The organism is Amycolatopsis nigrescens CSC17Ta-90 (genome assembly GCF_000384315.1).
GTDB lineage: Bacteria > Actinomycetota > Actinomycetes > Mycobacteriales > Pseudonocardiaceae > Amycolatopsis > Amycolatopsis nigrescens.
The window spans coordinates 5,647,673-5,669,957 of the sequence record NZ_ARVW01000001.1; the positions used below are offsets into that span (position 1 = coordinate 5,647,673).

General features: G+C 69.5%; 22 protein-coding genes. 15 read left to right on the forward strand and 7 right to left on the reverse strand.

Going from position 1 to position 22,285, the window contains the following annotated elements; all coding sequences use genetic code 11:
- Nucleotides 1–2: 2 nt before the first annotated feature.
- From AMYNI_RS0126885 to AMYNI_RS0126895, 3 genes are all read right to left on the reverse strand, one after another.
- Nucleotides 3–1,010, reverse strand: coding sequence for an LLM class flavin-dependent oxidoreductase (locus tag AMYNI_RS0126885; RefSeq protein ID WP_020671174.1), 1,008 nt, complete (start codon nt 1,008–1,010; stop codon nt 3–5).
- Between the two features lie 45 nt (nt 1,011–1,055).
- Nucleotides 1,056–1,958, reverse strand: a complete 903-nt coding sequence (locus AMYNI_RS0126890; RefSeq protein WP_020671175.1) for a glutamate ABC transporter substrate-binding protein — start codon at nt 1,956–1,958, stop codon at nt 1,056–1,058.
- 230 nt (nt 1,959–2,188) lie between these two features.
- Nucleotides 2,189–4,330 (reverse strand): HelD family protein, encoded by a 2,142-nt coding sequence (locus tag AMYNI_RS0126895; protein WP_020671176.1) that lies wholly within the window; start codon nt 4,328–4,330, stop codon nt 2,189–2,191.
- 118 nt (nt 4,331–4,448) lie between these two features.
- Here AMYNI_RS0126895 and rsmD point away from each other — a divergent pair, with 118 nt between their 5' ends.
- Complete coding sequence (rsmD, locus tag AMYNI_RS0126900; RefSeq protein WP_026360970.1) at nt 4,449–5,027, forward strand: 16S rRNA (guanine(966)-N(2))-methyltransferase RsmD; 579 nt, start codon at nt 4,449–4,451, stop codon at nt 5,025–5,027.
- A 6-nt stretch (nt 5,028–5,033) separates the two neighbouring features.
- Here rsmD and AMYNI_RS0126905 read toward each other — a convergent pair whose 3' ends face one another.
- Nucleotides 5,034–5,423, reverse strand: a complete 390-nt coding sequence (locus AMYNI_RS0126905) for a VOC family protein (protein WP_211225514.1) — start codon at nt 5,421–5,423, stop codon at nt 5,034–5,036.
- Nucleotides 5,424–5,568: 145 nt separating this feature from the next.
- On the opposite strand from AMYNI_RS0126905, the gene coaD reads away from it, so the two are divergent.
- The 9 genes from coaD (at nt 5,569) to AMYNI_RS0126945 (ending at nt 11,762) form a co-directional block, all read left to right on the forward strand.
- On the forward strand, nt 5,569–6,051 hold the full coding sequence (gene coaD / locus AMYNI_RS0126910) for a pantetheine-phosphate adenylyltransferase (RefSeq protein ID WP_020671179.1): 483 nt from the start codon (nt 5,569–5,571) through the stop codon (nt 6,049–6,051).
- Between the two features lie 108 nt (nt 6,052–6,159).
- Nucleotides 6,160–6,603, forward strand: a complete 444-nt coding sequence (locus AMYNI_RS0126915) for a guanyl-specific ribonuclease (RefSeq protein WP_020671180.1) — start codon at nt 6,160–6,162, stop codon at nt 6,601–6,603.
- Between the two features lie 138 nt (nt 6,604–6,741).
- Nucleotides 6,742–7,461, forward strand: coding sequence for a DivIVA domain-containing protein (locus tag AMYNI_RS0126920; protein ID WP_020671181.1), 720 nt, complete (start codon nt 6,742–6,744; stop codon nt 7,459–7,461).
- Between the two features lie 113 nt (nt 7,462–7,574).
- Complete coding sequence (locus AMYNI_RS0126925) at nt 7,575–8,171, forward strand: YceD family protein (RefSeq protein ID WP_020671182.1); 597 nt, start codon at nt 7,575–7,577, stop codon at nt 8,169–8,171.
- Nucleotides 8,172–8,256: 85 nt separating this feature from the next.
- On the forward strand, nt 8,257–8,439 hold the full coding sequence (gene rpmF / locus AMYNI_RS48410) for a 50S ribosomal protein L32 (protein WP_084628479.1): 183 nt from the start codon (nt 8,257–8,259) through the stop codon (nt 8,437–8,439).
- A 13-nt stretch (nt 8,440–8,452) separates the two neighbouring features.
- Complete coding sequence (rnc, locus tag AMYNI_RS0126930; RefSeq protein ID WP_020671183.1) at nt 8,453–9,214, forward strand: ribonuclease III; 762 nt, start codon at nt 8,453–8,455, stop codon at nt 9,212–9,214.
- 8 nt (nt 9,215–9,222) lie between these two features.
- The gene (mutM, locus tag AMYNI_RS0126935; RefSeq protein ID WP_020671184.1) at nt 9,223–10,089 is read left to right on the forward strand and encodes a bifunctional DNA-formamidopyrimidine glycosylase/DNA-(apurinic or apyrimidinic site) lyase; all 867 of its coding nucleotides are present in this window, start codon (nt 9,223–9,225) and stop codon (nt 10,087–10,089) included.
- A 93-nt stretch (nt 10,090–10,182) separates the two neighbouring features.
- Nucleotides 10,183–10,506, forward strand: a complete 324-nt coding sequence (locus AMYNI_RS0126940; protein WP_020671185.1) for a PadR family transcriptional regulator — start codon at nt 10,183–10,185, stop codon at nt 10,504–10,506.
- Nucleotides 10,503–11,762 (forward strand): DUF1700 domain-containing protein, encoded by a 1,260-nt coding sequence (locus AMYNI_RS0126945; RefSeq protein WP_020671186.1) that lies wholly within the window; start codon nt 10,503–10,505, stop codon nt 11,760–11,762. The genes AMYNI_RS0126940 and AMYNI_RS0126945 overlap by 4 nt, the downstream gene beginning before the upstream one ends.
- A 73-nt stretch (nt 11,763–11,835) precedes the next feature.
- Here the strand turns inward: AMYNI_RS0126945 and AMYNI_RS0126950 are convergent, their stop codons facing one another.
- Nucleotides 11,836–12,357, reverse strand: coding sequence for a YflT domain-containing protein (locus AMYNI_RS0126950; protein ID WP_020671187.1), 522 nt, complete (start codon nt 12,355–12,357; stop codon nt 11,836–11,838).
- Between the two features lie 90 nt (nt 12,358–12,447).
- Nucleotides 12,448–13,707 (reverse strand): ROK family transcriptional regulator, encoded by a 1,260-nt coding sequence (locus tag AMYNI_RS0126955; RefSeq protein ID WP_020671188.1) that lies wholly within the window; start codon nt 13,705–13,707, stop codon nt 12,448–12,450.
- A gap of 187 nt (nt 13,708–13,894) precedes the next feature.
- On the opposite strand from AMYNI_RS0126955, the gene AMYNI_RS0126960 reads away from it, so the two are divergent.
- Nucleotides 13,895–15,520 (forward strand): tannase/feruloyl esterase family alpha/beta hydrolase, encoded by a 1,626-nt coding sequence (locus AMYNI_RS0126960; RefSeq protein WP_020671189.1) that lies wholly within the window; start codon nt 13,895–13,897, stop codon nt 15,518–15,520.
- 53 nt (nt 15,521–15,573) lie between these two features.
- On the opposite strand, the gene asnB is transcribed toward AMYNI_RS0126960, so the two are convergent.
- A complete protein-coding gene (gene asnB / locus AMYNI_RS0126965) occupies nt 15,574–17,415 on the reverse strand; it encodes an asparagine synthase (glutamine-hydrolyzing) (RefSeq protein ID WP_020671190.1) in 1,842 nt (613 codons plus the stop codon).
- A 347-nt stretch (nt 17,416–17,762) separates the two neighbouring features.
- Here asnB and kdpF point away from each other — a divergent pair, with 347 nt between their 5' ends.
- The 4 genes from kdpF to AMYNI_RS0126990 are packed head-to-tail and all read left to right on the forward strand — an operon-like array spanning nt 17,763 to nt 22,276.
- Nucleotides 17,763–17,864, forward strand: a complete 102-nt coding sequence (kdpF, locus tag AMYNI_RS0126975; RefSeq protein ID WP_020671192.1) for a K(+)-transporting ATPase subunit F — start codon at nt 17,763–17,765, stop codon at nt 17,862–17,864.
- Between the two features lie 37 nt (nt 17,865–17,901).
- On the forward strand, nt 17,902–19,563 hold the full coding sequence (gene kdpA / locus AMYNI_RS0126980) for a potassium-transporting ATPase subunit KdpA (RefSeq protein WP_020671193.1): 1,662 nt from the start codon (nt 17,902–17,904) through the stop codon (nt 19,561–19,563).
- The gene (gene kdpB / locus AMYNI_RS0126985; protein ID WP_026360971.1) at nt 19,560–21,659 is read left to right on the forward strand and encodes a potassium-transporting ATPase subunit KdpB; all 2,100 of its coding nucleotides are present in this window, start codon (nt 19,560–19,562) and stop codon (nt 21,657–21,659) included. The genes kdpA and kdpB overlap by 4 nt, the downstream gene beginning before the upstream one ends.
- A 5-nt stretch (nt 21,660–21,664) precedes the next feature.
- Entirely contained in the window at nt 21,665–22,276 is a 612-nt protein-coding gene (locus AMYNI_RS0126990; protein WP_020671195.1) for a potassium-transporting ATPase subunit C, read from the forward strand.
- Nucleotides 22,277–22,285 lie beyond the last annotated feature (9 nt).

Here is a 22,285-nt window from a genome sequence, read left to right on the forward strand (position 1 = left end):
GCTCACTTCGCCAGGTCGGCGATCAGCTCGTAGGACCGCAGCCGGTCCTCGTCGTCGTAGATCATCGTGGTGACCATGATCTCGTCCGCGCCGGTGTCCGCGAGCAGGCCGTCCAGTCCCTTGCGCACGGTCTCCGGCGAGCCGATGATCTGGCTCTCCATCCGCTCCTCGACGAACATCCGGTCCATCTCGGTGTACGGGTATTCGGCGGCCTCCTGCGGGCTCGGCAGCTTGATCGGCCGGCCCCGGCGCAGGCTGAGGAAGGCCAGCCCGCTCGGCGCGGCGATCCGGCGCGCCTGCTCGTCGGTGTCCGCGGCGGTGACCGAGGCGCCGAGCATCACGTACGGCTCGGACAACGTCTCGGACGGCGTGAAGGACTCGCGGTAGAGCCGCACCGCCGGGATGGTGTTCTGCGCGCTGAAGTGGTGCGCGAAGGCGAACGGCAGGCCGAGCGCGCCGGCCAGCTGCGCGCTGAACCCGCTCGAGCCGAGCAGCCAGAACGGCGGCTTGTGGCCGACCGCCGGCACGGCGTTCACCGCGCGGTGCTCGTCCGGCTCGAAGTAGGCCATCAGCTCGGCCAGCTGCTGGGGGAATGCCTCCGCGGACAGCGCGGCGGCGGAACCGCGCACGGCGATCGCGGTGCGCTGGTCGCTGCCCGGCGCGCGGCCGATGCCGAGGTCGATCCGGCCGGGGTGGAAGGCCTCCAGCATGCCGAACTGCTCGGCGATGATCAGCGACGCGTGGTTGGGCAGCATGACCCCGCCCGAGCCGACCCTGATCCGCTCGGTCGCGGTGGCGACCTGGCCGATCAGCACCGCGGTGGCCGAGCTGGCGATACCGGGCATGTTGTGGTGCTCGGCGACCCAGAAGCGGTGGTAGCCCAGCCGCTCGGTGTGCCGGGCGAGTTCGATCGTGTTGCGCAGCGCGGTACCCGCGTCGGAGCCGCTCACGATGGGCGACAGGTCGAGCACGGAAAGCGGTACGTCGGTCAGTGAGTTCGCGGAGGTCACGTACCAGCGCAACGCGGGCGGGCCGTCAACCCTTCCCGCGCCCGGCTACGAACCTTCGACCGAGCCGATCTGGGGCGGGGTGGGGGGATCACCGCGGACGACCGTGCCGAGCGACTGCTGCCACGCCTGCTGCCACAGCCCGCTGGACTCGATCTTGACCAGCCAGTCGTCGATGAACTTCTTGAAGCTCTCGTCCCCGTGCTTGAGGCCGATTCCGTACGGGTCGGTGGTGAACGGGTCGCCGACCACCTCGATCTTGTCGTTCAGCGCCGCCGCGCCGGCCAGCAGCGTCAGGTCGTGCACGTAGGCGACGCCCTGCCCCTGCTCCAGCGCCTGGAGGCACTCCGGTGCCGTGCCGTAGGTCTGGATCTTCGCGTTCGGGGCGTACTGCTCGATCGCGGCGACGCTGGTGGTGTTGGACACGGCCAGCACCGTTTTGCCGTTCAGGTCGGCGGGCTTGCGGATTCCGTTCGTCGTCTTCAGCGTCGCGATTGCCTGACCGGACATGAGGTACGGACCGGCAAATGCCACTTCTTTCGCCCGTTCGGGGGTAATCGTGTAAATACGGATCACCACGTCCACCGTGTTGATCTTGAGCAACGCGGCCCTGGTATCCGCTGTGGTATTCACGATCTTCGCGTCCGGTCTGCCAATGATGTACTTGGCCAGCATCTTGCCCAGCGCCGCGTCGAATCCCTCGTTGCCGCCGGTGGTCGGATTCTGCTGGGAAAGCAGCGGCATGTTCAGCTCGCCGCCGACGAGCAGCTGTCCGCGCTGCTTGATCGCCTGTGCGGTCGGGCTGGTCGCCAACTCGTCCGCGCTGGCCACGGGGGCCTTTCCGAGCAGGCCCTCGGCGTTGGGCGCCTGCGCGTTCGCGGACGGGGTCGGGTCCGGCATGCCGCAGCCCGCCATCGCGGTCAAGGCGACGCCTACGCCGATGGCCGCCATCCAGCGACGTTTTGCGGACGTCAACTTGCTCAAGGACATTCTTCACCCCGTACTACAACTGAAGTGCTGGCGGTCTGTTTCGCCGGAAAACCGACTTGACAGATACAACCCCTTCGACGCGCATTAGTAAATAGGCGTTGTAAGTTTATTCACCACGGATTGTGGTGAGGGACAAACCAACTCCGACTATTCAATGACGATTCGTGTCGGGGGTGAAATTGCGCACACCCTTATCGGGGAGGTGCGGGCAGCCAGTCGCGGTCGGAGGCGAGCACCACGAGCTGCTGGGTGGCCCTGGTCAGTGCCACGTAGAGCACCCGACGCCCGGTGGTCGACTCGGTGATCAGGTCGGTCGGCTCCATCAGCACCACGGCGTCGTACTCCAGCCCCTTGGAGTCCAGGCTGCCGACCACTTTTAGCCGCTCGTCGGCCTGGCCGGACAGCCACTGCTCCACCTCGCCGACCCGGTCCATCGCGGTGATCACGCCGACCGTGCCCTCGACCGAGTCCAGCAGCTCCTTGGCGGCCGCCTGCGTCGCGCTCTCCAGTCCGGCCGGATCCATCGTGCGGACCTCGGGGGTGACGCCGGTGGTGCGCACCGCGTGCGGCAGCTCGTCCGCCTCGGCGTGGCCGGCGACCACCTGCGCGGCCAGTTGGAAAATTTCTGCCGAGTTCCGGTAGTTGGTGCGCAGCGTGAACCGGCGCCGGGTGGTGCGCAGGCCGAACGCGTGGTCCCTGGCCTGCGCGGCTTCGTCGGGGTCCGGCCACGAGCTCTGCACCGGGTCGCCGACCACCGTCCAGCTGGCGTACTTGCCGCGCCTGCCGATCATCCGCCACTGCATGGGGGAGAGGTCCTGCGACTCGTCCACCACGATGTGCGAGTACTCGTCGTAGTGCTCCGGACGGTGCGTGCCCTGCCCGGAGCCGCCCCTGGTCGGGGTGGCCTCCAGCTCGATCTGCGCGCGTCGCTTGCGCTTCGGCGGCGTGCCCGCCAGCACCCGCAGCTCGTCCAGCAGCGCCACATCGGCGATCGTCCAGGCGCGGGACCCGTTCGCCACCTCCGCCAGCGACGCCGCGAGCATGCCGATCTCGCCCCGGTTGAGCAGCTGCTTGCCGGCCGCGGCCAGCCGCCGCTCGTCGCCGAGCCAGCGCAGGATCTCGGCCGGGTAGAGCACCGGCCACCAGACGACCAGGAACCGGTGGAAGTCGATCCGCTCGCCGAGCTCCTGGATCAGCTCGGCCCGGTCGAAGGTCCTGGCGTCGTCCTTGGCGTGCTGTTCGGCCTTGTCCGCCAGCGCTTCCAGCAGCGCCTCGGCGGCACGGACCCTGGACCGGTTCGGCGGCCCGCCGTGCGTGTGCACCTTGCGGCGCACCCGGTCCAGCTCCCGCGCGTCCAGTTTGAGCACTTCGCCGCGGTAGACGATGCGCATCTCCGACGGCGCGTCCGGCGGGGTGTCGCGCAGTGCCCGCAGCAGCACCTTGCGCATCCGCAGCGAGCCCTTGATCGCGGCCAGCGGCGCCGGGTCCTGCCGGGTGCCGGTCAGGCCGTCCAGCACCTCACCGAGCGCGCGCAGCTCCACATTGGTCTCGCCCATCGAGGGCAGCACGCGCGAGATGTAGCTGGTGAACACCCCGGACGGGCCGATCACCAGCACCCCGGCGCCGCCGAGCTGGCGGCGGTGGCGGTAGAGCAGGTACGCGGCCCGGTGCAGCGCCACCGCGGTCTTGCCGGTGCCGGGGCCGCCGGTGATCTCGGTGACCCCGCGCCACGGCGCCCGGATCACCTCGTCCTGTTCCTTCTGGATGGTGGCGACGATGTCGCGCATCTTCTCGCCGCGCGACCGGCCGAGCGCGGCCATCAGCGCACCCTCGCCGACCACCTGCATGTCGTCCGGCACGGCGTCCGCGATCAGCACGTCGTCGTCCACGTCCAGCACGTTCTGCCCGGAGCAGCGGATCACCCGGCGGCGCACCACGTCCATCGGCTCTTCGGCGGTCGCCTGGTAGAAGGCGGCGGCCGCCGGTGCGCGCCAGTCGGTGACCAGGTTGTCGAACTCGGCGTCCCGGATGCCGAGCCTGCCGACGTAGATCTGCTCGCGGCTGGTGTGGTCGAGCCTGCCGAAGACGAGCCCCTCGTACTCCGCGTCCAGCGTCTGCAGTGTCTGGTTGGCGTGGAAGACCATCATGTCGCGCTCGAACAGCATCGAGGCCTGTTCGAACACGGCCTCCCGCTGCGCACCGTGACCGATCTCGTACCCCTTGGCGCGCATGGCTTCCGCCTGCTTCCGAAGCTCCGCTAGCCGGGTGTACACGCGATCGACATGACGCTGTTCGATGGCGATCTCGGCCCGTCTGACCCGAGGTTCCGACACGCAGGCTCCTACAGCTCTATCGCCGGGAAGGGGAAGAACGACAATACGCGTCTCCGCCGTCGTGTTCACCATCTGCCGACCAAGAACACATCTCGTCATGGCCTGCGAAGATGCCAGGGTGACCAGGATAGTGGCCGGGCTCGCGGGCGGCCGGCGGCTCAAGGTGCCGCCGAAGGGCACCAGGCCGACTTCCGAGCGGGTGCGCGAGGCACTGTTCAACGCCCTGGAAGTGGCCGGTGAGCTGGACGGCGCCACCGTGCTTGACCTGTACGCGGGCTCCGGCGCGCTCGGCCTGGAGGCACTGTCCAGGGGAGCGGCCGGGGCGCTGTTCGTCGAGGCGGACCGGCGCGCGGCCGAGGTGCTGCGGGAGAACGTGGCCGCACTCGGCCTCGGCGGCTCGGTCCGGGCCGGCCAGGTGGAGGTCGTGCTCGGCGAGCGCGCCGCGGCACCGTTTCAGGTGGTGCTCGCCGACCCGCCGTATGCGGTGGGCGCGGCCGCGCTCACCGCGATGCTGGCCGCGCTGGCGTCCGGTGGCTGGGTCGCCGACGGCGGCCTGGTGATCCTGGAACGGGCCCGGCGCGACGGCGAGCCCGACTGGCCGCCCGGTTTCCGACCGGTGCGCACCAAGCGGTACGGGGACACGGCGCTGTTCTGGGCCGAGTTCTGGGCCCAGCACTGGGCCCAGAACAAGGCCTAGCCTCGGTCAGCCCGGCGTGTTCGTGGTGAGCCACCACAGCGTCCCGAACGGGTCGACGACCCCGCCCATCCGGCTGCCGTCCTCCTGCGCCGCGACCTCCATGGCCGGCTTGGCGCCCGCGTCGACCGCCCGCGCGAATGCCGCTTCCGGATCCGGCAAGGTGGCCCACAACTGGACGTGCACCGGGTCCGACGGCGACTCCAGGCAGCGCATGCCCCCGGCGCCGGAGTCGGCGAAGAACACCACCCCGGTCCCGATCCGCGCCTCGGCGTGCACCATCCGCTCCGGATCCTCTGGCAACGGGATCACATTGGACACCTCGGCTTCGAATGCCTTCTCCAGGAAGTCCTGGTAGGCCTTCGCGCTGTCCACCATCACATAGGGCGTTACCGACACGTCAGTCTCCCAACTAGCTAAATTTGGCTACTGGCGAAGCGTAGCACTGCCCTGCCCGGCTGGCCAAATTTGGCTAGCCGGGCAGGTTCAAGGGTGTTGGTCACAACTCGGGCGGGAGCGGGCCCGGCTTGATAGCGTCCGCCGCATGCGGCGTGCGGTCTGTCCAGGCTCCTATGACCCAGCGACCAACGGCCATCTCGACATCATCGAGCGAGCTTCGAAGCTCTTCGACGAGGTCGTGGTCACGGTCATGATCAACAACAAGAAGCAGGGCATGTTCACCGTCGAGGAACGGCTGGAGATGCTGCGCGAGACCACCGCCGGGCTGCCGGGGGTGCGGGTGGACTCCTGGCACGGGCTGCTGGTGGACTACTGCCGCGAGCACGACATCGCCGCGATCGCCAAGGGCCTGCGCTCGGTCAGCGACTTCGACTACGAGCTGCAGATGGCGCAGATGAACCGCGAGCTCTCCGGAGTGGAGACGCTGCTGATGTCGAACAACCCGACCTACGGCTTCGTGTCCAGCTCGCTGGTCAAGGAGGTCGCCACCTACGGCGGCGACGTCAAGAACCTGGTACCGCACGTGGTCTTCGAGCGGTTGATGGCCAGGGTCGCTGAGAACGGCTGATTACCCGGGCCGGACGGTGTAGGCCAGCCGGGCGAACCGTCGCCGCCAGGGTCTCGATATTCATTCGGACGCTATCCGATGATCACATGATCGGGTTACGGTCCGAAAATGGCTAACAGTCGATCCCGTGCAGCCACGTTACTGCTCGCCGTCCTGGTCACCCTGCTCAGCGGTCTCGGCGTCGCCACCGCTACCGAATCCGCGCCGGACGCGCGGTCTTCGGTCGCGGTCAGCGCCGCCGAGTTCGCCGCCGACTGCGGGGACACCTCGGGCTTCGAGCAGACGCCGCTGTCCACGCTGCCCAAGGAAGCCACCGACACCTACAACCTGATCAAGCAGGGCGGTCCGTTCCCCTACCCGGAGAAGGACGGCACCGTGTTCAGCAACCGGGAGGGCATCCTGCCTTCCTGCGCGTCCGGCTATTACCACGAGTACACCGTGCCGACGCCGGGCAGCCCGGACCGCGGCGCGCGCCGGATCGTCACCGGCAACGGCGGCGAGTTCTTCTACACCCCGGACCACTACGAGTCCTTCTCGGTGATCCCGGTCTGAAACAGCGGTCCCGCAACCCCGGTGTGAAGGAGCGGTCCGCCGGACACGCCCGGCAGGCCGCTCCTTCACCGTATCCGGCCGTTTTCCAGGCAAACTGGGTCCAGCTGTACGGGGATTGCTGGCCACTAGGGAGTTGCCGTGTACCGGGTGTTCGAGGCTCTCGACGAGCTCGTCACGATCGTGGAAGAGGCGCGGGGGGTCCCGATGACCTCCAGCTGCGTCGTGCCGCGTGGTGACGTGCTGGAACTGCTCGACGATGTCCGCGACGCGTTGCCCGGCGAGGTGGACGACGCGCAGGACGTGCTGGACAAACGCGACGACCTGATCAACAAGGCCCGCACCGAGGCGGACAGCACGCTCTCCGGCGCCAACGCCGAGGCGGACCGCGCGGTGGGCGAGGCCTCCGCCGAGGCCGACCGGCTGGTCGCCGAGGCGCGGGCGCGGGCCGAGCAGCTGATGGCCGACGCGCACGCCGAGGCCGAGCGCATGGTCGCCGCCGGGGAGGCGGAGTACCAGAACCTCACCGAGCGCTCCCGCGCCGAATCCGAGCGGATGATCCAGGCCGGCCGCGACGCCTACGAGCGGGCCATCGACGACGGCCGCAACGAGCAGGCGAGGCTGGTCGCGCAGACCGAGGTGGTGCAGGCGGCGCACGCGGAGTCCGCGCGGATCGTGGACGAGGCGCACGCCGAAGCCGACCGGCAGCGCGGCGAGTGCGACGCCTACGTGGACGGCAAGCTCGCCGAGTTCTCCGAGTTGCTCGCCACCACGCTGCGCACCGTGGACTCCGGGCGCAACCACCTGCGCGCGCCGGCCAACCTCGGCGGCCGCACCGCGCTGTACGACTACCAGGCCTGAGCTTCCGCGGCGCTCGGCTCGGTCCTGACCTTCCGAAGGGGTCGCGTACCCTGGTGTGGTTGCGCGTGCCGCCGCCGCGCGCCCGGAACTCCTGATGAACGTGTGATCACCTGATGCCTGAAGACAAACGCCCCGAAGCCGCCCTGGACGTGCGGAGCCCGTGGGTGCTCGACACCCGCGAGCTGGCCCGCCGCGCCGGACTGAGCCGCGAGGTGCGCCGCAGCCTGCCGGTGGAGACCGAGCTTGGCGTGCCCGACGTGATCATCGTGCCGGTCGGCGCGGAGATCGAGCTGGACCTGCTGCTGGAGTCGGTGGTGGAGGGCGTCCTGCTCACCGGCACCGCGGTCGCGCCGACCACCGGGCACTGCTCGCGCTGCCTCGACCAGATCTCGGGCGAGGTGGAGATCGAGCTGACCGAGCTGTTCGCCTATCCGGACTCGACCACCGAGGCCACCACCGACGAGGACGAGGTCAGCAGGCTGGTCGACGACCGGATCGACCTCGGCCCGCTGGTCCGCGACGCGGTGGTGCTGGCCCTGCCGCTGGTGCCGCTGTGCACCGAGGACTGCGCGGGGCTGTGCGTCGGATGCGGAGTGAAGTGGGCCGATCTCGAGCCCGCACACGGGCATGAGACGATAGATCCTCGGTGGGCCGCGCTGGTGGAACGTTTCGGCGATTCGTCCGCGACCGAGCCCGATGAGAAAGCTTGACAAGCGACCCTGACGAGCGCCAGCTCGGTTCAACCAGGAAAGCACGCTCGCATCCGCGAGCAGACCGTGATGAGGAGATCTAGCCGTGGCCGTCCCGAAGCGGAAGATGTCGCGATCCAACACGCGCTCCCGCCGTGCGCAGTGGAAGGCAGCCCCGGTTCAGCTGGTGCCATGCTCGAACCGCGCCTGCAAGCAGCCGAAGCCCCAGCACATCGCCTGCCCCACCTGCGGCCAGTACGACGGTCGACAGGTCGTCGAGCCTGCCTGAGGTAGCTGACGACATGGGGGGTAAGCCGACGGCGGGTCAAGCCGCCGATCCCACACCTCTACTCGAAGCACTCGGGGTCTCCCTGGACTCCGAGCTGCTCACCCTCGCGCTGACCCACCGTTCTTATGCCTATGAGAACGGCGGGCTGCCGCCGAACGAGCGCCTTGAGTTCCTCGGTGACGCCGTGCTCGGCCTGGTCGTCACCGACCACCTCTACCGCTCGCACCCTGACCTGCCGGAGGGGCAGCTCGCGAAGCTGCGCGCCAGCGTGGTCAACATGCACGCGCTCGCCGGGGTCGCCCGCGACCTCGGCGAGGGTGGCCTCGGCGCGCACCTGCTGCTGGGCAAGGGCGAGGAGCTCACCGGCGGCCGGGACAAGGCGAGCATCCTCGCCGACGGCCTGGAAGCGGTGATCGGCGCGGTGTTCCTCGCGGAGGGCATCGACGCCGGCCGCGCGCTGGTGCACCGGCTGTTCGACCGGCTGCTGGCCGAGGCCCCGCTGCGGGGCGCCGGGCTGGACTGGAAGACCAGCCTGCAGGAGCTCACCGCGTCCTCCGGGCTCGGCGTGCCCGAGTACCGGGTCGCCGACACCGGCCCCGACCACCGCAAGGAGTTCACTGCCACCGTGCTGGTCGCCGGTCGCGAGCTCGGGCACGGTGAAGGCAGCACCAAGAAGGAAGCCGAGCAGAAGGCGGCCGAGATCGCCTGGCGCGCCCTGCAGGCGGAGGGCGCCACCGAGAACGGCGTCGAAGGCAGCACTTCGGACGACGCCTGAGACAGCGCGTGCCCGAACTTCCCGAAGTCGAAGTGGTGCGCGCCGGCCTGCAGGCGCATGTGGCGGGCCGGACGATCGCGGACGTCGAGGTTCTGCACGAACGGGCCATTCGCCGGCACCTGCCCGGCGCGGCCGACTTCACCGGACGGCTGGCCGGGGTGCGCGTGGATGCGGCTCGGCGCCGCGGCAAGTACCTCTGGCTCGAACTCTCCGACGGCGCGGCCGTGCTGGCTCATCTCGGCATGAGCGGGCAGATGCTGATGCAGCCCGAGGGCACGCCGGACGAGAAACACCTGCGGGTCCGGCTGCGGTTCGCCGATGGCGGGCCGGAGCTGCGGTTCGTGGACCAGCGCACCTTCGGCGGCCTGGCCCTTTCCGATCTGGTTTCTTCGGCGGGTGCGCTGTTGCCGTCCGCGATCGCGCACATCGCGCTCGACCCGATGGACCCGGCCTTCGATCCCGCGGTCGCGGTCCGTGCGCTGCGCTCGCGGCGCACCGAGCTCAAACGTGCCCTGCTGGATCAGACCCTGGTGTCCGGGATCGGCAACATCTACGCCGACGAGGCGCTGTGGCGGTCGAAGTTGCACTGGGCACGGCCAACCGAGCGGCTCACCGCGGCGCAGGGACGCAGCGTGCTCGCCGCCGCCACCGAGGTGATGGCCGACGCGCTGACCGCGGGCGGCACCTCGTTCGATGCCTTGTACGTCAACGTGAACGGGCAGTCCGGCTACTTCGAGCGTTCGCTGAACGTCTACGGCCAGGCCGACCGGCCGTGCCGCCGGTGCGGTACCGCGGTGCTGCGCGAGCCGTTCATGAACCGCTCGTCGTACTTCTGCCCGCGCTGCCAGCCGCGGCCCCGCGTCCGCGCGAGCTGACCAACGTCCTTTCCGGACCCGACACGGCCTAGTGCCGTGCGCAGTACTGCGCATTGCGTGGTAGCGTGGCCCGCGCAACACCAGGAGGAGACCGTGGAGATCAGTCAGCTACTCAAGGGTGTGCTCGATCTCGCGGTGCTCGCGGTACTCCGCGAGCGCGATGGCTACGGCTACGACGTGCTTCGCCGGCTCAGGCTGGCGGGGCTGGACGAGGTCGGCGATGCCTCGGTGTACGGCACGTTGCGGCGGCTGTACAAGGCCGGGCTGCTGACGTCGTACGTGGTGCCGAGCGAGGAAGGGCCGCACCGCAAGTACTACAGCGTGAACGAGTTGGGCCAGAAGAGACTCGCGGAGTCGGGGAAGACTTGGCAGACCTTCGCGAAGACCATGGACAACCTGTTGGGAGAGGCAGTATGAGCACCCAGACGCCGCCCGCCGTGCGGGACTATCTGGCCAGGGTCAGGACCGCGTTGGCCGATCTGCCGCCGGCCGAGGTGGACGAGATTCTCGAGGACGTCCGGCCGCATCTGGCCGAGATCGCCGAGGAGCTCGGCGAAGGCGCCAGAGTCGAGGCGATGGCCGCCCGGCTCGGCTCGCCGGAGAGCTACGCCGCCGAGTTGCGCGCGGCCGGTGACTATCCGGCCCCGACCACCGTGGTGCCCGAGGCCGGCACCCCGCCGCCGCCGAGCCGGTTCGCGCCGAGACTCGCGCTGTGGGGATTCGCGCTGTCCGTGCTCGCGGTGGCGATCACCGGCTTCGGCGTCGGCCTCGAACTGCAGGACAGCATCCTGTTGGTGTTCGTGGTCCTCGCGCCGGTGCTGGCGATTTGTGCCTGGTACATCTGGGATCGTGGTGCCGGCCGGGTCGCCGAACTGCCGGAGCTGCGCAAGGGCAGGGCCGCGCTCGACGGCTGGGCGAAGGACTCCTCGCCAGCCGCGATCGGTTATCTCCGTTCCCTGCAACCGGCCTGGTGGCTGGCGTCCGCGGTGCTGCTGGTGGTGCTGGGCATCCTGCTGGTGCGCCGCGAAGGCAGTGCTGTGCTCGCGCTGCTCGCCTTCATGGTGCTCGCCGCGCTGGTGATCATGGCCGGGCTGCGGATCAAGGCGGACCGGCGATGGCTGCTGCTCGGCCTACCGGTCTCCGCGCTGACCCTGGGCGGTGCGGTCGGCCTGGTCGGCTATGTCGCCAACTCCGTGGACCTCCGCAACGGCTACGTGAACTCGTCGCAGTACTCGCCGTCCACCGTGGACGGCAAGCCCGCGCTCTACTACGGCTCGGACGCGGTGGAGAACATCTACGCCTTCGACGCGCAGGGCAAGCCGCTGACCGACGTCTACCTCTACGACGAACAGGGCCGCCCGCTCACGCTGCCGCGCTACGCCTGCGAGCCGTCCACCGGCGGCAAGTCGCGGCTCGGCGGCGACAACAGGTTCCCGCGGCCGAAGATCGAGCAGGGCACCTACGACGGCGAGGGCAACTACAACGGCTACAACGGCTGGCGCCCCGGCTGCAAGCAGATCGAGGGTGTGCCCTTCGCCGCGGCCATCCCGACGGTCCCGACGACCACGTCGCCGCCGAGCACGTCATCGGCCACGCCACCGCCGAGTACTCCGCCGCCTCCGGCAACTCCGGCAACTCCGGCACCGACCAGCGCCACTCCGCCGACGGGCTGAGGCGCCGCGGAGAGAGCAGGGAGCGAGCGTCGGGGCTCGCTCCCTGCTTTCCTTTCCGCGCGGGGAAATCGGGTCAGCTGAAGGCGTGCGACTTCAGCTCGAACTTCGAGAGCAGATCGCGGCCTTGTTCGGCGTTGCGCGGCTGGGACAGCACGTCGTAGCGGCGTGCTACCAGCTGGCTGGTCGACACGAAGTCGCGGCGGCCGCGGGTGGCGCCGTAGCTGATCGCGGCGAACACCATGCTGAACCCGACACCGGCGACAAGGCCGATCAGGATCGGCAGCATTCCGGCGCCCGGGGTGAACATGCTCAGCAGCAGGCCGACGAAAAGGCCGAACCACGCGCCGGACATCGCCGCGGTGCCGAGCACCTTGCCCCAGCTGAGTTTCCCGGCCACCCGTTCCACCAGCATCGGCTCCACGCCGACGATGGTGACGTCGGTCACCGGGAAGTCGCTGTCGGCGAGGTGGTCCACGGCCCGCTGGGCCCCTTCGTACGAGTCGTAGGAACCGATCGGCCACCCGGTGGGCAGCGTCGGTAGCCGCGGGTTCGACTGGGTCCTGGTGAACGCTGTCTGTGTGAAGGCTGTCGTCATCGTTCTCACCTCTCCTGCATCGTTCAACGCGGGAGCGGCCCCGGTAATGCCGGACAGCCAGGATTCTCAGTGACTTATCAGGAGCGCTTATCAGGACGCGAGCAGATCGGCGCGTCCGGCCGGCGAGCCCGAGGGCAGCCAGCGCCCGAAATGCCGTGCTGAGAACAGTTCGTCCAGCACCATGTACGCGGCACCGACCAGGCCGCCTTCGTCGCCGAGCCGCGCCCTGTCGATGCGAAGCTCCCTTGTGGACAGTGGCAGCGAGCGCCGGTAGATGGTCTCCCGGATGGTGGCAAGGAACAGGTCGCCGGCGTCGGCCACCTGCCCGCCGAGCAGGATGGTGGACGGGTTGTAGAAGTTGACCATGGTGGCCAGCATCGAGCCGATGTGCCTGCCGGCCCGCACCAGCAGCTGCACGGCCTGGTGGTCGCCGGCCCTGGCGGCGGCGGTCAGGTCCACCGCGGTGATCCGGCCGTGCTCGGCGAGTACCGCGGCCAGCGCGGGACTCTGGCCGGTGCGCGCCAGCTCTTCGCCGTCCCTGGCCAGCGCCGCCCCGCCGGCCAGCGCCTCCAGGCAGCCGGTCTTGCCGCAGCGGCAGACCACCGTGCTCTCGTCGGAGACCCCGGCGTGCCCGATGTCGCCCGCGCAGCCCTGTGCGCCGCGGTGCAGCCGTCCCGCGTTGCTGATCCCGGCGCCGATGCCGGTGCCGATCTTGAGGTAGAGCAGGTCGCCGTTCGTCCCGCCGGGGCCGCGCAGCTCGCCGAGGCAGAGCAGGTTCACCTCGTTGTCCACCCAGACCGGCGCGTCGAACCGGGTGGCCAGCCGGTCCCGCACCCCGTAGTCGTTCCAGCCGGGCATGATCGGTGGTTCGCACGGCCGCCCGGTGGCGAACTCGACCGGTCCCGGCAGCCCGAGGCCGACGCCCCAGACCTCCCCGGCCGGTACGTCGAGCTTGCCGCACAGCTCGTCCAGCGTGCTCTCCACCTCGGCCAGCACCACGTCCGGGCCCTGCGCGATGTCGCATTCGCGGTACCGGGCGGCCAGCACCGCGCCCATCAGGTCGGTGATCCCGGCGGTGAACCCGGTGGCGCCCAGTTCGGCGGTCAGCACCCGGCCGGCGTCCCGGCGGAACCGCAGCGCCCGTGCCTGGCGACCGCCGGTGGACGGGTTCAGCTCGCCTTCTTCGAGCAGCCCGGCGTCCAGCAGGGTGGTGACGCGCTGGGTGATCGCGGTGCGGCCGAGACCGGTCCGTTCGCTCAGTGCGGGCCGGGTGTCGGCCTCGCCGGCGCGGACCAGTTCGAGCAGCCGGGTGTAGCTCTCCAGCAACTCGGCGTTGGGCACCGGCTCCACGGCTCCCCCTTCTGCGTTGTCGAATCCATCATATACACACGAAGGGCTAACTTTAGTACGCCAGAGACGTTAGTGGGGGATTTGCGGGCGGAAGCGGTCAGCTTCGGAAAAGATTCACCCGATCTGTCGATCTGCGGCTGCCCCGAACGACATTCAGGCAGGGGCGACCTAGACGAGGAGACAGACAGTGCGTTTCAAGGTGTTCTCAGCGCTGGCGGCGCTGACCATCGCGGCGGGGCTGCTCGTGCCGAGCGGTGCCGCCGCGGAAACGGGTTCGGTGATCCGGCCGGTGCGGCAGTGCGCGGCGCTGGTCGGCGACTATCCGATTCCCGGCACAGCGGCCCATGTCACGGCGGCCAAGGTGGTGCCGGCCGCGAACGGCGAACCGGAGTACTGCGAGGTGCTCGGGAAGGTGGACCGCGAGGTCGGCTTCCAGCTCAAGCTTCCGGTCAGCACGTACTCCGGCCGGTATCTGCAGTACGGCTGCGGCGGCACCTGCGGAATGATCTTCCCGACCGCGTTCCCGGCCTGCGGCGGCTCGCACGGCGGGGACATGGCCGTGGCGGCCACCGATGACGGGCACGTCGGCGACGGGCTCGGCGGGGAATGGGGCGCCACCGACCAGGCCGCCAGGGACGACTGGTTCTTCCGCGCGCCGCACGTGGTTTCCCTGGCCGCCAAGCGATTGCTCGAGACCTACTACGGGGCCCCGCCGAAGCACTCGTACTTCGACGGTTGCTCCACCGGCGGCCGGGAGGGCCTGCTGCTGGCCCAGCGCTACCCGACGGACTTCGACGGCATCATCGCCGCCGCCCCGGTCAACTACCTCAGCCCGCTCACGGTTTCGTCGACCTGGCTGGCCAGGGCGAACCAGGACGAGTCCGGGGGATCGGTGCTCACCAGCGCGAAGCTGCCCGTGCTGCACCAGGCCGTGCTCGCGGCCTGCGACCCGCTCGACGGCCTCGCCGACGGACAGCTCGAAGACCCGCGGGCCTGCCGGTTCGACCCGGTGTCCGTGCAGTGCGCGGAAGGTACCGACGGCCCGGAGTGCCTGACCGGCGCCCAGGTCGAGACGGCGCGCAAGATCTACGACGGCCCGGCCGACGCGCAGGGGCGGCGGCTCTACCCCGGCGGGCTGAGCCGTGGCTCGGAGCTCGCCTGGGACGGCTGGATCGTGCCCGTTCCCGGTGCCGGTGGCGCTTTCATCGAGCAGCTCGCGAACGCCCAGCTGAAGCACCTCGGCTACCCGATCGGCACCCCGCACTCGTCGGTGGCGGAGTTCGAGTTCACCGTCGCCGAGCTGAACCGGCTGACCCCGGAAGGCGTGCGCGGCAACGCGATGAGCCTCGACCTGGACCGGTTCCGGCGGGCCGGTGGCAAGCTCATCCTCTGGCACGGCTGGTCCGACAACGGGGTGCCGCCCGCCGCCACCCTGGACTACTACCAGCGGCTCTCGGACCGCGCCGGGCAGCGGCAGGTCCGCGACTGGGCGCGGCTGTTCATGGTCCCGTCGATGTACCACTGCGCGGGCGGCGAAGGGCTGACGTCGCTCAACCCGTTCCGTGAGCTGGTCGGCTGGGTGGAGCAGGGCAAGGCACCGGACCGGCTGGTCGCCGAGGGCCGGGACGCGCAGAACAACCTGCTCCGCACCCGGCCGGTGTACCCGTACCCGGTGCGGGCGAAGTACGACGGCACCGGAAGCATCGACGACGCGAGCAACTTCGGCCCGGACCGGCCGCAGTCCCCGCCGCGCGACGCCGTCCAGTGGGCGGGCAGCTACCTCCACCGCCTGCCCGGCCCCGTCGCTCCCTAGCTATGGGTCGTGAGTGGAAAGTGTTGCCCCAGCAACACTTTCCACTCACGAGGTCAGTCGAGTTGCAGCTCGGGCTGGTAGATGTCGAGCCAGTGGTAGAGGTCCAGCACCCGGTCGATGCCGTGCCGCGTGTCGCCGGGCATGGTCGCCGGGTCGCGTTGCACGGCGTCGGTCAGCCAGCCCCGGTCGACCAGGGTGAACACCGGGTTGTCCTGCTCGGCGAGCACCTCCTTGGCCTGCTGCTGCAGCGCGGCCGCGTAGCCGGGGTCCTGTGTGGACGGATACGGGCTCTTCACCCTGTCCCGCACGGAGTCCGGCAGCACGTGCTTGGTGGCGTGCCGCAGCAGGCTCTTCTCCCTGCCGTCGAAGGTCTTCAGCGACCACGGCGTGTTGTAGACGTACTCCACCAGCCGGTGGTCGCAGAACGGCACCCTGACCTCCAGGCCCACCGCCATCGACGCCCTGTCCTTGCGGTCCAGCAGCATCCGGACGAACCGGGTCAGGTGCAGGTTGCAGACGACCCGCATCCGGCGTTCGAGCTCGCTCGCGCCGTCCACATGCTCCACCTTGGCGACCGCGGTGGCGTACTGGTCCGCGGTGTAGCCGGGCACGTCCAGCTTCCTGGCCAGCTCCGGGTTCAGCAGCGTGGTGCGCCCGGTGGTCATCGAGTTCCGGAAGGCCAGCCACGGGAAGTTGTCCGCGTTGACCGCTTCCCGGTCGTGGAACCAGCGGTAGCCGCCGAACACCTCGTCCGCCGACTCGCCGGACAGCGCCACCGTCGACTCCGCGCGGATCGCCTTGAACAGCAGGTACAGCGAGGTGTCCATGTCGCCGAGTCCGGCCGGGATGTCCCTGGCGGTGAGCACCGCGCGGCGCACCGCCGGGTCGGTCAGCTCGTCCGGGTTGAGCATCACGTCCTGGTGCGCCGAGCCGACCAGGCCCGCCACGTCGCGGATGAACGGCGAGTCCGGGGTGTCGCGCACCTCGTCGGCCTGGAAGTTCTCCTCCTGGCCGAAGAAGTCCACCGAGAAGGTGCGCAACTGCTCGCCCTGCTCGGCCAGCCGGGCGGCGGCGAGACCGGTGACCGCGCTGGAGTCGAGGCCGCCGGAGAGCAGCACGCAGCGCGGCACGTCCGCGACGAGCTGGCGGTTCACGATGTCGGTCATCAGCTCGCGCACGCGGGCGACCGTGGTCTCCTGGTCGTCGGTGTGCGCCTTGGCGTCCAGCTTCCAGTAGGTCCGGGTGCGGATGCCGTCGGAGTCCACCGTGACGATGGTGCCCGGCTCGACCTCGTACATGTCCTTCCACAGCGACCAGCCGGGGGTCTTGGTGAAGGCGACCAGGTCGCGCAGGCCCTCGGTGTCCACCACCTTGCGGGCCAGCGGGTTGGCCAGGATCGCCTTCGGCTCGGAGCCGAACAGCACGCCGTCGGAGGTCGGGTAGTAGTAGAACGGCTTGATGCCCATCCGGTCGCGGATCATCACGAGCTTGTTGTCGCGCTCGTCCCAGATCGCGAAGGCGACCATGCCGTTGAGGTGCTCGGCGACGGCCTCGCCCCACTCCAGGTAGCCGTGCAGCACCACCTCGGTGTCGCTGTCGGTCCGGAAGCGGTGCCCCTTCGCCTTGAGCTCGTCGCGGAGTTCGGTGAAGTTGTACGCCTCACCGCTGTAGACCATCGCGACCGCGCCGTTCGGGGTCCGCACCTCCATCGGCTGGGTGCCGCCGGGGAGGTCGATGATGGCCAGCCGGCGGTGCCCCAGCGCCGCGTGCGGACGGACCCAGGTACCCGAGTCGTCCGGACCACGGCAGGCCATGGTGCCCGTCATCGCGTCCACGACTTCGCGACGTTTCGTCAGGTCGGAGTCGTACGAGACCCAGCCGGCGATCCCACACATGGGCAAACCTCCTTATTGCTTAGCATGCGCAACTATCGGTAACACAGTTGTAACGCGCCACCGGCCGGATGTCTGCCCGTATTGCACGCTCCGTCCGAACTTCGTTACTCGTTGTGAGACGATTCACCGCGCATCAAGATCGCGTAAACGACGAGGTCCGGCGCGTCAAGGAGCCGTCAGGCGGTCTCCAGTACCTGGCACGCGGGACGCACGCTGCTGCCAGACGCGGTCGCCAAAAGGGGTGACTGCTGACGAGGGGTGCACAAAGTGGCCGACTTGCTCTACGCCGTCCTGCTGGTCGGCGTTTTCGCCGCACTCGCGCTCACGCTTCGCGGACTGGAAAAGCTGTGAGCGGCGCGGGTGCGTTGCCCAACATCGTCGGCGCGGTGCTGGCACTGGGGCTGATCGTCTATCTGTTCGTCGCGCTGATCAGGCCGGAGAAGTTCTGATGCCGACGTATTTCTTCAGGCGCGCGGAGGCGTAGAAATGTCTGACACCACGGCCGGCCTGCTCCAGGTCGGTCTTCTCATCGTCGCGCTCGCGGTGGCTTACAAGCCGCTCGGCGACTACATGGCGCGGGTCTACTCCAGTGAAAAGCACTGGAAGGTGGAGCGCGGGCTGTACCGGATCTTCCGGGTGGACCCGGCCACCGAGCAGCGCTGGCCGACCTATGCGGCCGGGGTGCTCGGTTTCTCGCTGGTCTCGGTGGCGTTGCTGTACCTGTTGCAGCGCCTGCAGCCGTTGCTGCCGTTCGACTTCGGCCGTGGCGCGGTCGTGCCCGGGATGGCGTTCAACACCGCGGTCAGCTTCACGACCAACACCAACTGGCAGTCCTACGTGCCGGAGGCGGTGCTGGGGCACTCGGTGCAGATGGCCGGGCTGACCGTGCAGAACTTCCTGTCCGCCGGGGTCGGCATGGCCGTCGCGATGACGCTGGTCCGCGGCTTCGCCAGGTCCAAGACCGACCGGCTCGGCAACTTCTGGGTGGATCTGACCCGTGGCACGGTCCGGATCCTGCTGCCGATCGCCTTCGTCTTCGCCATCGTGCTGATCGCGCTCGGCACCGTGCAGAGCCTGTCCTCCGGGGTCGCGGTGACCAACCCCGACGGCAGCCAGAGCACCATCGCGCTCGCCCCGGCGGCCAGCCAGGAGGTGATCAAGGAGCTCGGCACCAACGGCGGCGGCATCTTCAACGCGAACTCGTCGCACCCGTTCGAAAACCCGAACGCCTGGACGAACCTGATCGAGATCTTCCTGATCCTGGTCATCCCGGTGTCGCTCACCCGCACTTTCGGGAAGCTGGTCGGCAACCGGAAGCAGGGCCTGGTCCTGCTGGCCGTGATGGCCGGGCTGCAGGCGATCACGCTGACCATCACCTGGCTGTCTGAGCGCAACGCGGGCGGCCCGGCCGCCCTGCTGGCCGGCGGCAACCTGGAGGGCAAGGAGCAGCGGTTCGGCATCGGCATGTCCTCGCTGTTCGCCAACAGCACCACCGGCACCTCCACCGGCGCGGTGAACTCGTGGCACGACAGCTTCAGCGGTCTCGGCGGCGGTATGCCGCTGCTGAACATGCTCTTCGGCGAGGTCACGCCGGGCGGGGTCGGCACCGGGATCTACGGCATCCTGGTGATGGCCATCATCGCGATGTTCCTGGCCGGGCTGATGGTCGGCCGCACCCCGGAGTACCTCGGCAAGAAGCTGGGCCGGCGCGAGGTCACCTGCGCCGCGATCGCGATGCTGGCGATGCCGACCGTGGTGCTGCTCGGCACCGGCGCGGCCCTGCTGATGCCGGACACCGCCGGCGCGCTCACCAACAGCGGCCCGCACGGCCTGTCCGAGGTGCTCTACGCCTATGCCTCGACCGGCAACAACAACGGCAGCGCGTTCGGCGGGCTGACCGTCACCAGCGACTGGTTCCAGTCCTCGCTCGGGGTGGCCATGCTGCTGGGCAGGCTGGTGCCCATCCTGGCCGTGCTCTGCCTGGCTGGTTCGCTTGCCGCGCAACGGAAAGTGCCGGAAACCTCCGGCACCCTGCCGACCACCGGGCCGCTGTTCGGCTCCCTGCTCACCGGCACGATCGTGCTCGTCGCCGCACTCACCTTCATCCCGGCGCTCGCGCTGGGTCCCATCGCGGAGGCTCTCGCATGACTGTCACCGAAACTTCTCAGCGCACTCCGGAGGAGGAGACGCAGCACCACGTGGAGAACGCTGGCCGGGTCGGTGCCGGCATCTTCAACCCGCGGCAGCTCCTGACCTCCCTGCCGGACGCGCTGCGCAAGCTCAACCCCCGCCACCAGCTGGCCAACCCGGTCATGTTCGTGGTGTGGGTGGGTTCGGTGCTGGTGACCGTGTTCGCCATCGCCGAGCCGAACGTGTTCAGCATCCTGATCGCGGTCTGGCTCTGGTTCACCGTGCTGTTCGCCAACCTGGCCGAAGCGGTCGCTGAAGGCCGGGGCAAGGCGCAGGCGGAGTCCTTGCGGCGCACCAAAAAGGAGACCGTCGCCAGGCGGCTCGACGAGGACGGCTCGGAGCAGCGGGTACCGGGTGCGGAACTGGCCATCGGCGACCTGGTGGTGGTCGAGGCCGGTGAGGTGATCCCCGGTGACGGTGACGTGGTGGAAGGCATCGCCACGGTTGACGAGTCGGCCATCACCGGCGAGTCCGCTCCGGTGATCCGCGAGTCCGGCGGCGACCGGTGCGCGGTCACCGGCGGCACCACGGTGCTCTCGGACCGGGTGGTCGTGAAGATCACCACTAAACCGGGTGAGTCCTTTGTGGACAGAATGATCTCCCTTGTGGAGGGCGCGTCCAGGCAGAAGACGCCGAACGAGATCGCGCTGACCATCCTGCTGTCCACGTTGACCATCATCTTCCTGCTCGCGGTGGTCGCGCTGCAGCCGATGGCCGCCTACTCGGGCCGCCAGCAGTCGGTGATCGTGCTGACCGCGCTGCTGGTCTGCCTGATCCCCACCACGATCGGCGCGCTGCTCTCCGCGATCGGCATCGCGGGCATGGACCGGCTGGTGCAGCGCAACGTGCTGGCCACCTCCGGCCGCGCGGTCGAGGCCGCCGGCGACGTGTCCACCCTGCTGCTGGACAAGACCGGCACGATCACCTTCGGCAACCGCAAGGCCACCGAGCTGATCGCGGTCGGATCCTCCACAGTGGACGACCTGGCGCTGGCGGCGAGGCTGTCCAGCCTCGCCGACGGCACCCCGGAGGGCCGCAGCATCCTGGAGCTGATCGAGCGCGAACACGGCCTGCCGATCGAGGCGAGTGACGACGAAAAGCTCGCCGAATTCGTCCCCTTCACCGCGCAGACCAGGATGAGCGGGATCGACGTCGGCCGGCGCGAGGTCCGCAAGGGCGCGACCGCCGCGGTGCGGGCCTGGGTCCGCGAGCGCGGCGGCGACGTGCCGGACGAGACCGAGCGGGTGGTCGACGAGATCAGCCAGCAGGGCGGTACCCCGCTGGTGGTCGCCGAGGCGGTCGAGGGCACGGCTTTCGTACGCGGCGTGATCCGGCTGTCCGACGTGGTCAAGCCGGGCATGCGGGAGCGCTTCGAGGAACTGCGCTCGATGGGCATCAAGACGGTGATGATCACCGGCGACAACCCGCTGACCGCGCGCGCGATCGCCGAGGACGCCGGGGTGGACGACTACCTCGCCGAGGCGAAGCCGGAAGACAAGATGGCCCTGATCCGCAAGGAGCAGGAGGGCGGTCGGCTGGTCGCGATGACCGGGGACGGCACCAACGACGCACCGGCGCTGGCCCAGTCCGACGTTGGCGTGGCGATGAACACCGGCACGTCGGCGGCGAAGGAAGCCGGCAACATGGTGGACCTGGACTCCAACCCCACCAAGCTGATCGAGATCGTGGAGATCGGCAAGCAGTTGCTGATCACCCGCGGCGCGCTGACCACCTTCAGCGTTGCCAACGACCTGGCCAAGTACTTCGCCATCCTGCCCGCCATGTTCATGGCGATCTACCCGCAGCTCGGCGGGCTGAACATCATGCGGCTGGCCACCCCGCAGTCGGCCATCGTGTCCGCGGTGATCTTCAACGCGCTGGTCATCGTGGCGCTGATCCCGCTGGCGCTGCGCGGCGTGCGGTACCGGCCGTCCACCGCGTCGCAGCTGCTGCGACGCAACCTGCTGATCTACGGCCTCGGCGGCATCGTCACCCCGTTCATCGGGATCTGGCTGATCGACCTCCTCGTCCGTCTCATTCCGGGAATCGGGTAACACTCATGAAATCGCTGTTCAACCAAGCCGCGGCCGGGCTGCGGGTGCTGCTGGTCTTCACCGTGCTGCTCGGCGTGCTCTACCCGCTCGGGGTATGGGCGGTGTCCCGGATTCCCGGGCTGCAGTCCAACGCCGAGGGGTCGGTGCTCAGCCAGGACGGGCAGGCGGTGGGCTCCTCGCTGATCGGCGTCGACCCGGTGCCCGCCGATCCGGCCCGCGACCCGTGGTTCCACAACCGGCCGTCGGCCGGTTCGGAGAACCCGCTCGGCCCCGGCGACCCGTCCACTTCGGGCGGTTCGAACATGGGCGCGTACAACGAGGACCTGGTCGCGGCGGTCAAGGAGCGCAAGGACCTGATCGCGCAACGGGAAGGCGTGTCCCCGGACCAGGTGCCGGTGGACGCGGTGACCGCGTCCGCGTCCGGGCTCGACCCCTCGATCAGCACCGCGTACGCCGATCTTCAGGCGCGGCGTGTCGCCACCAACACCGGTCTGTCCGAGGAACGGGTGCGCCAGCTCGTCGAAGAGCACACGTCGGGCGCTGGGATCGGGATTCCCGGGGTCAACGTGCTGGAGCTGAACCTGGCGGTGCGAGCTGCGGGTGGTCGCCAAGGGTGATGAAGCCGA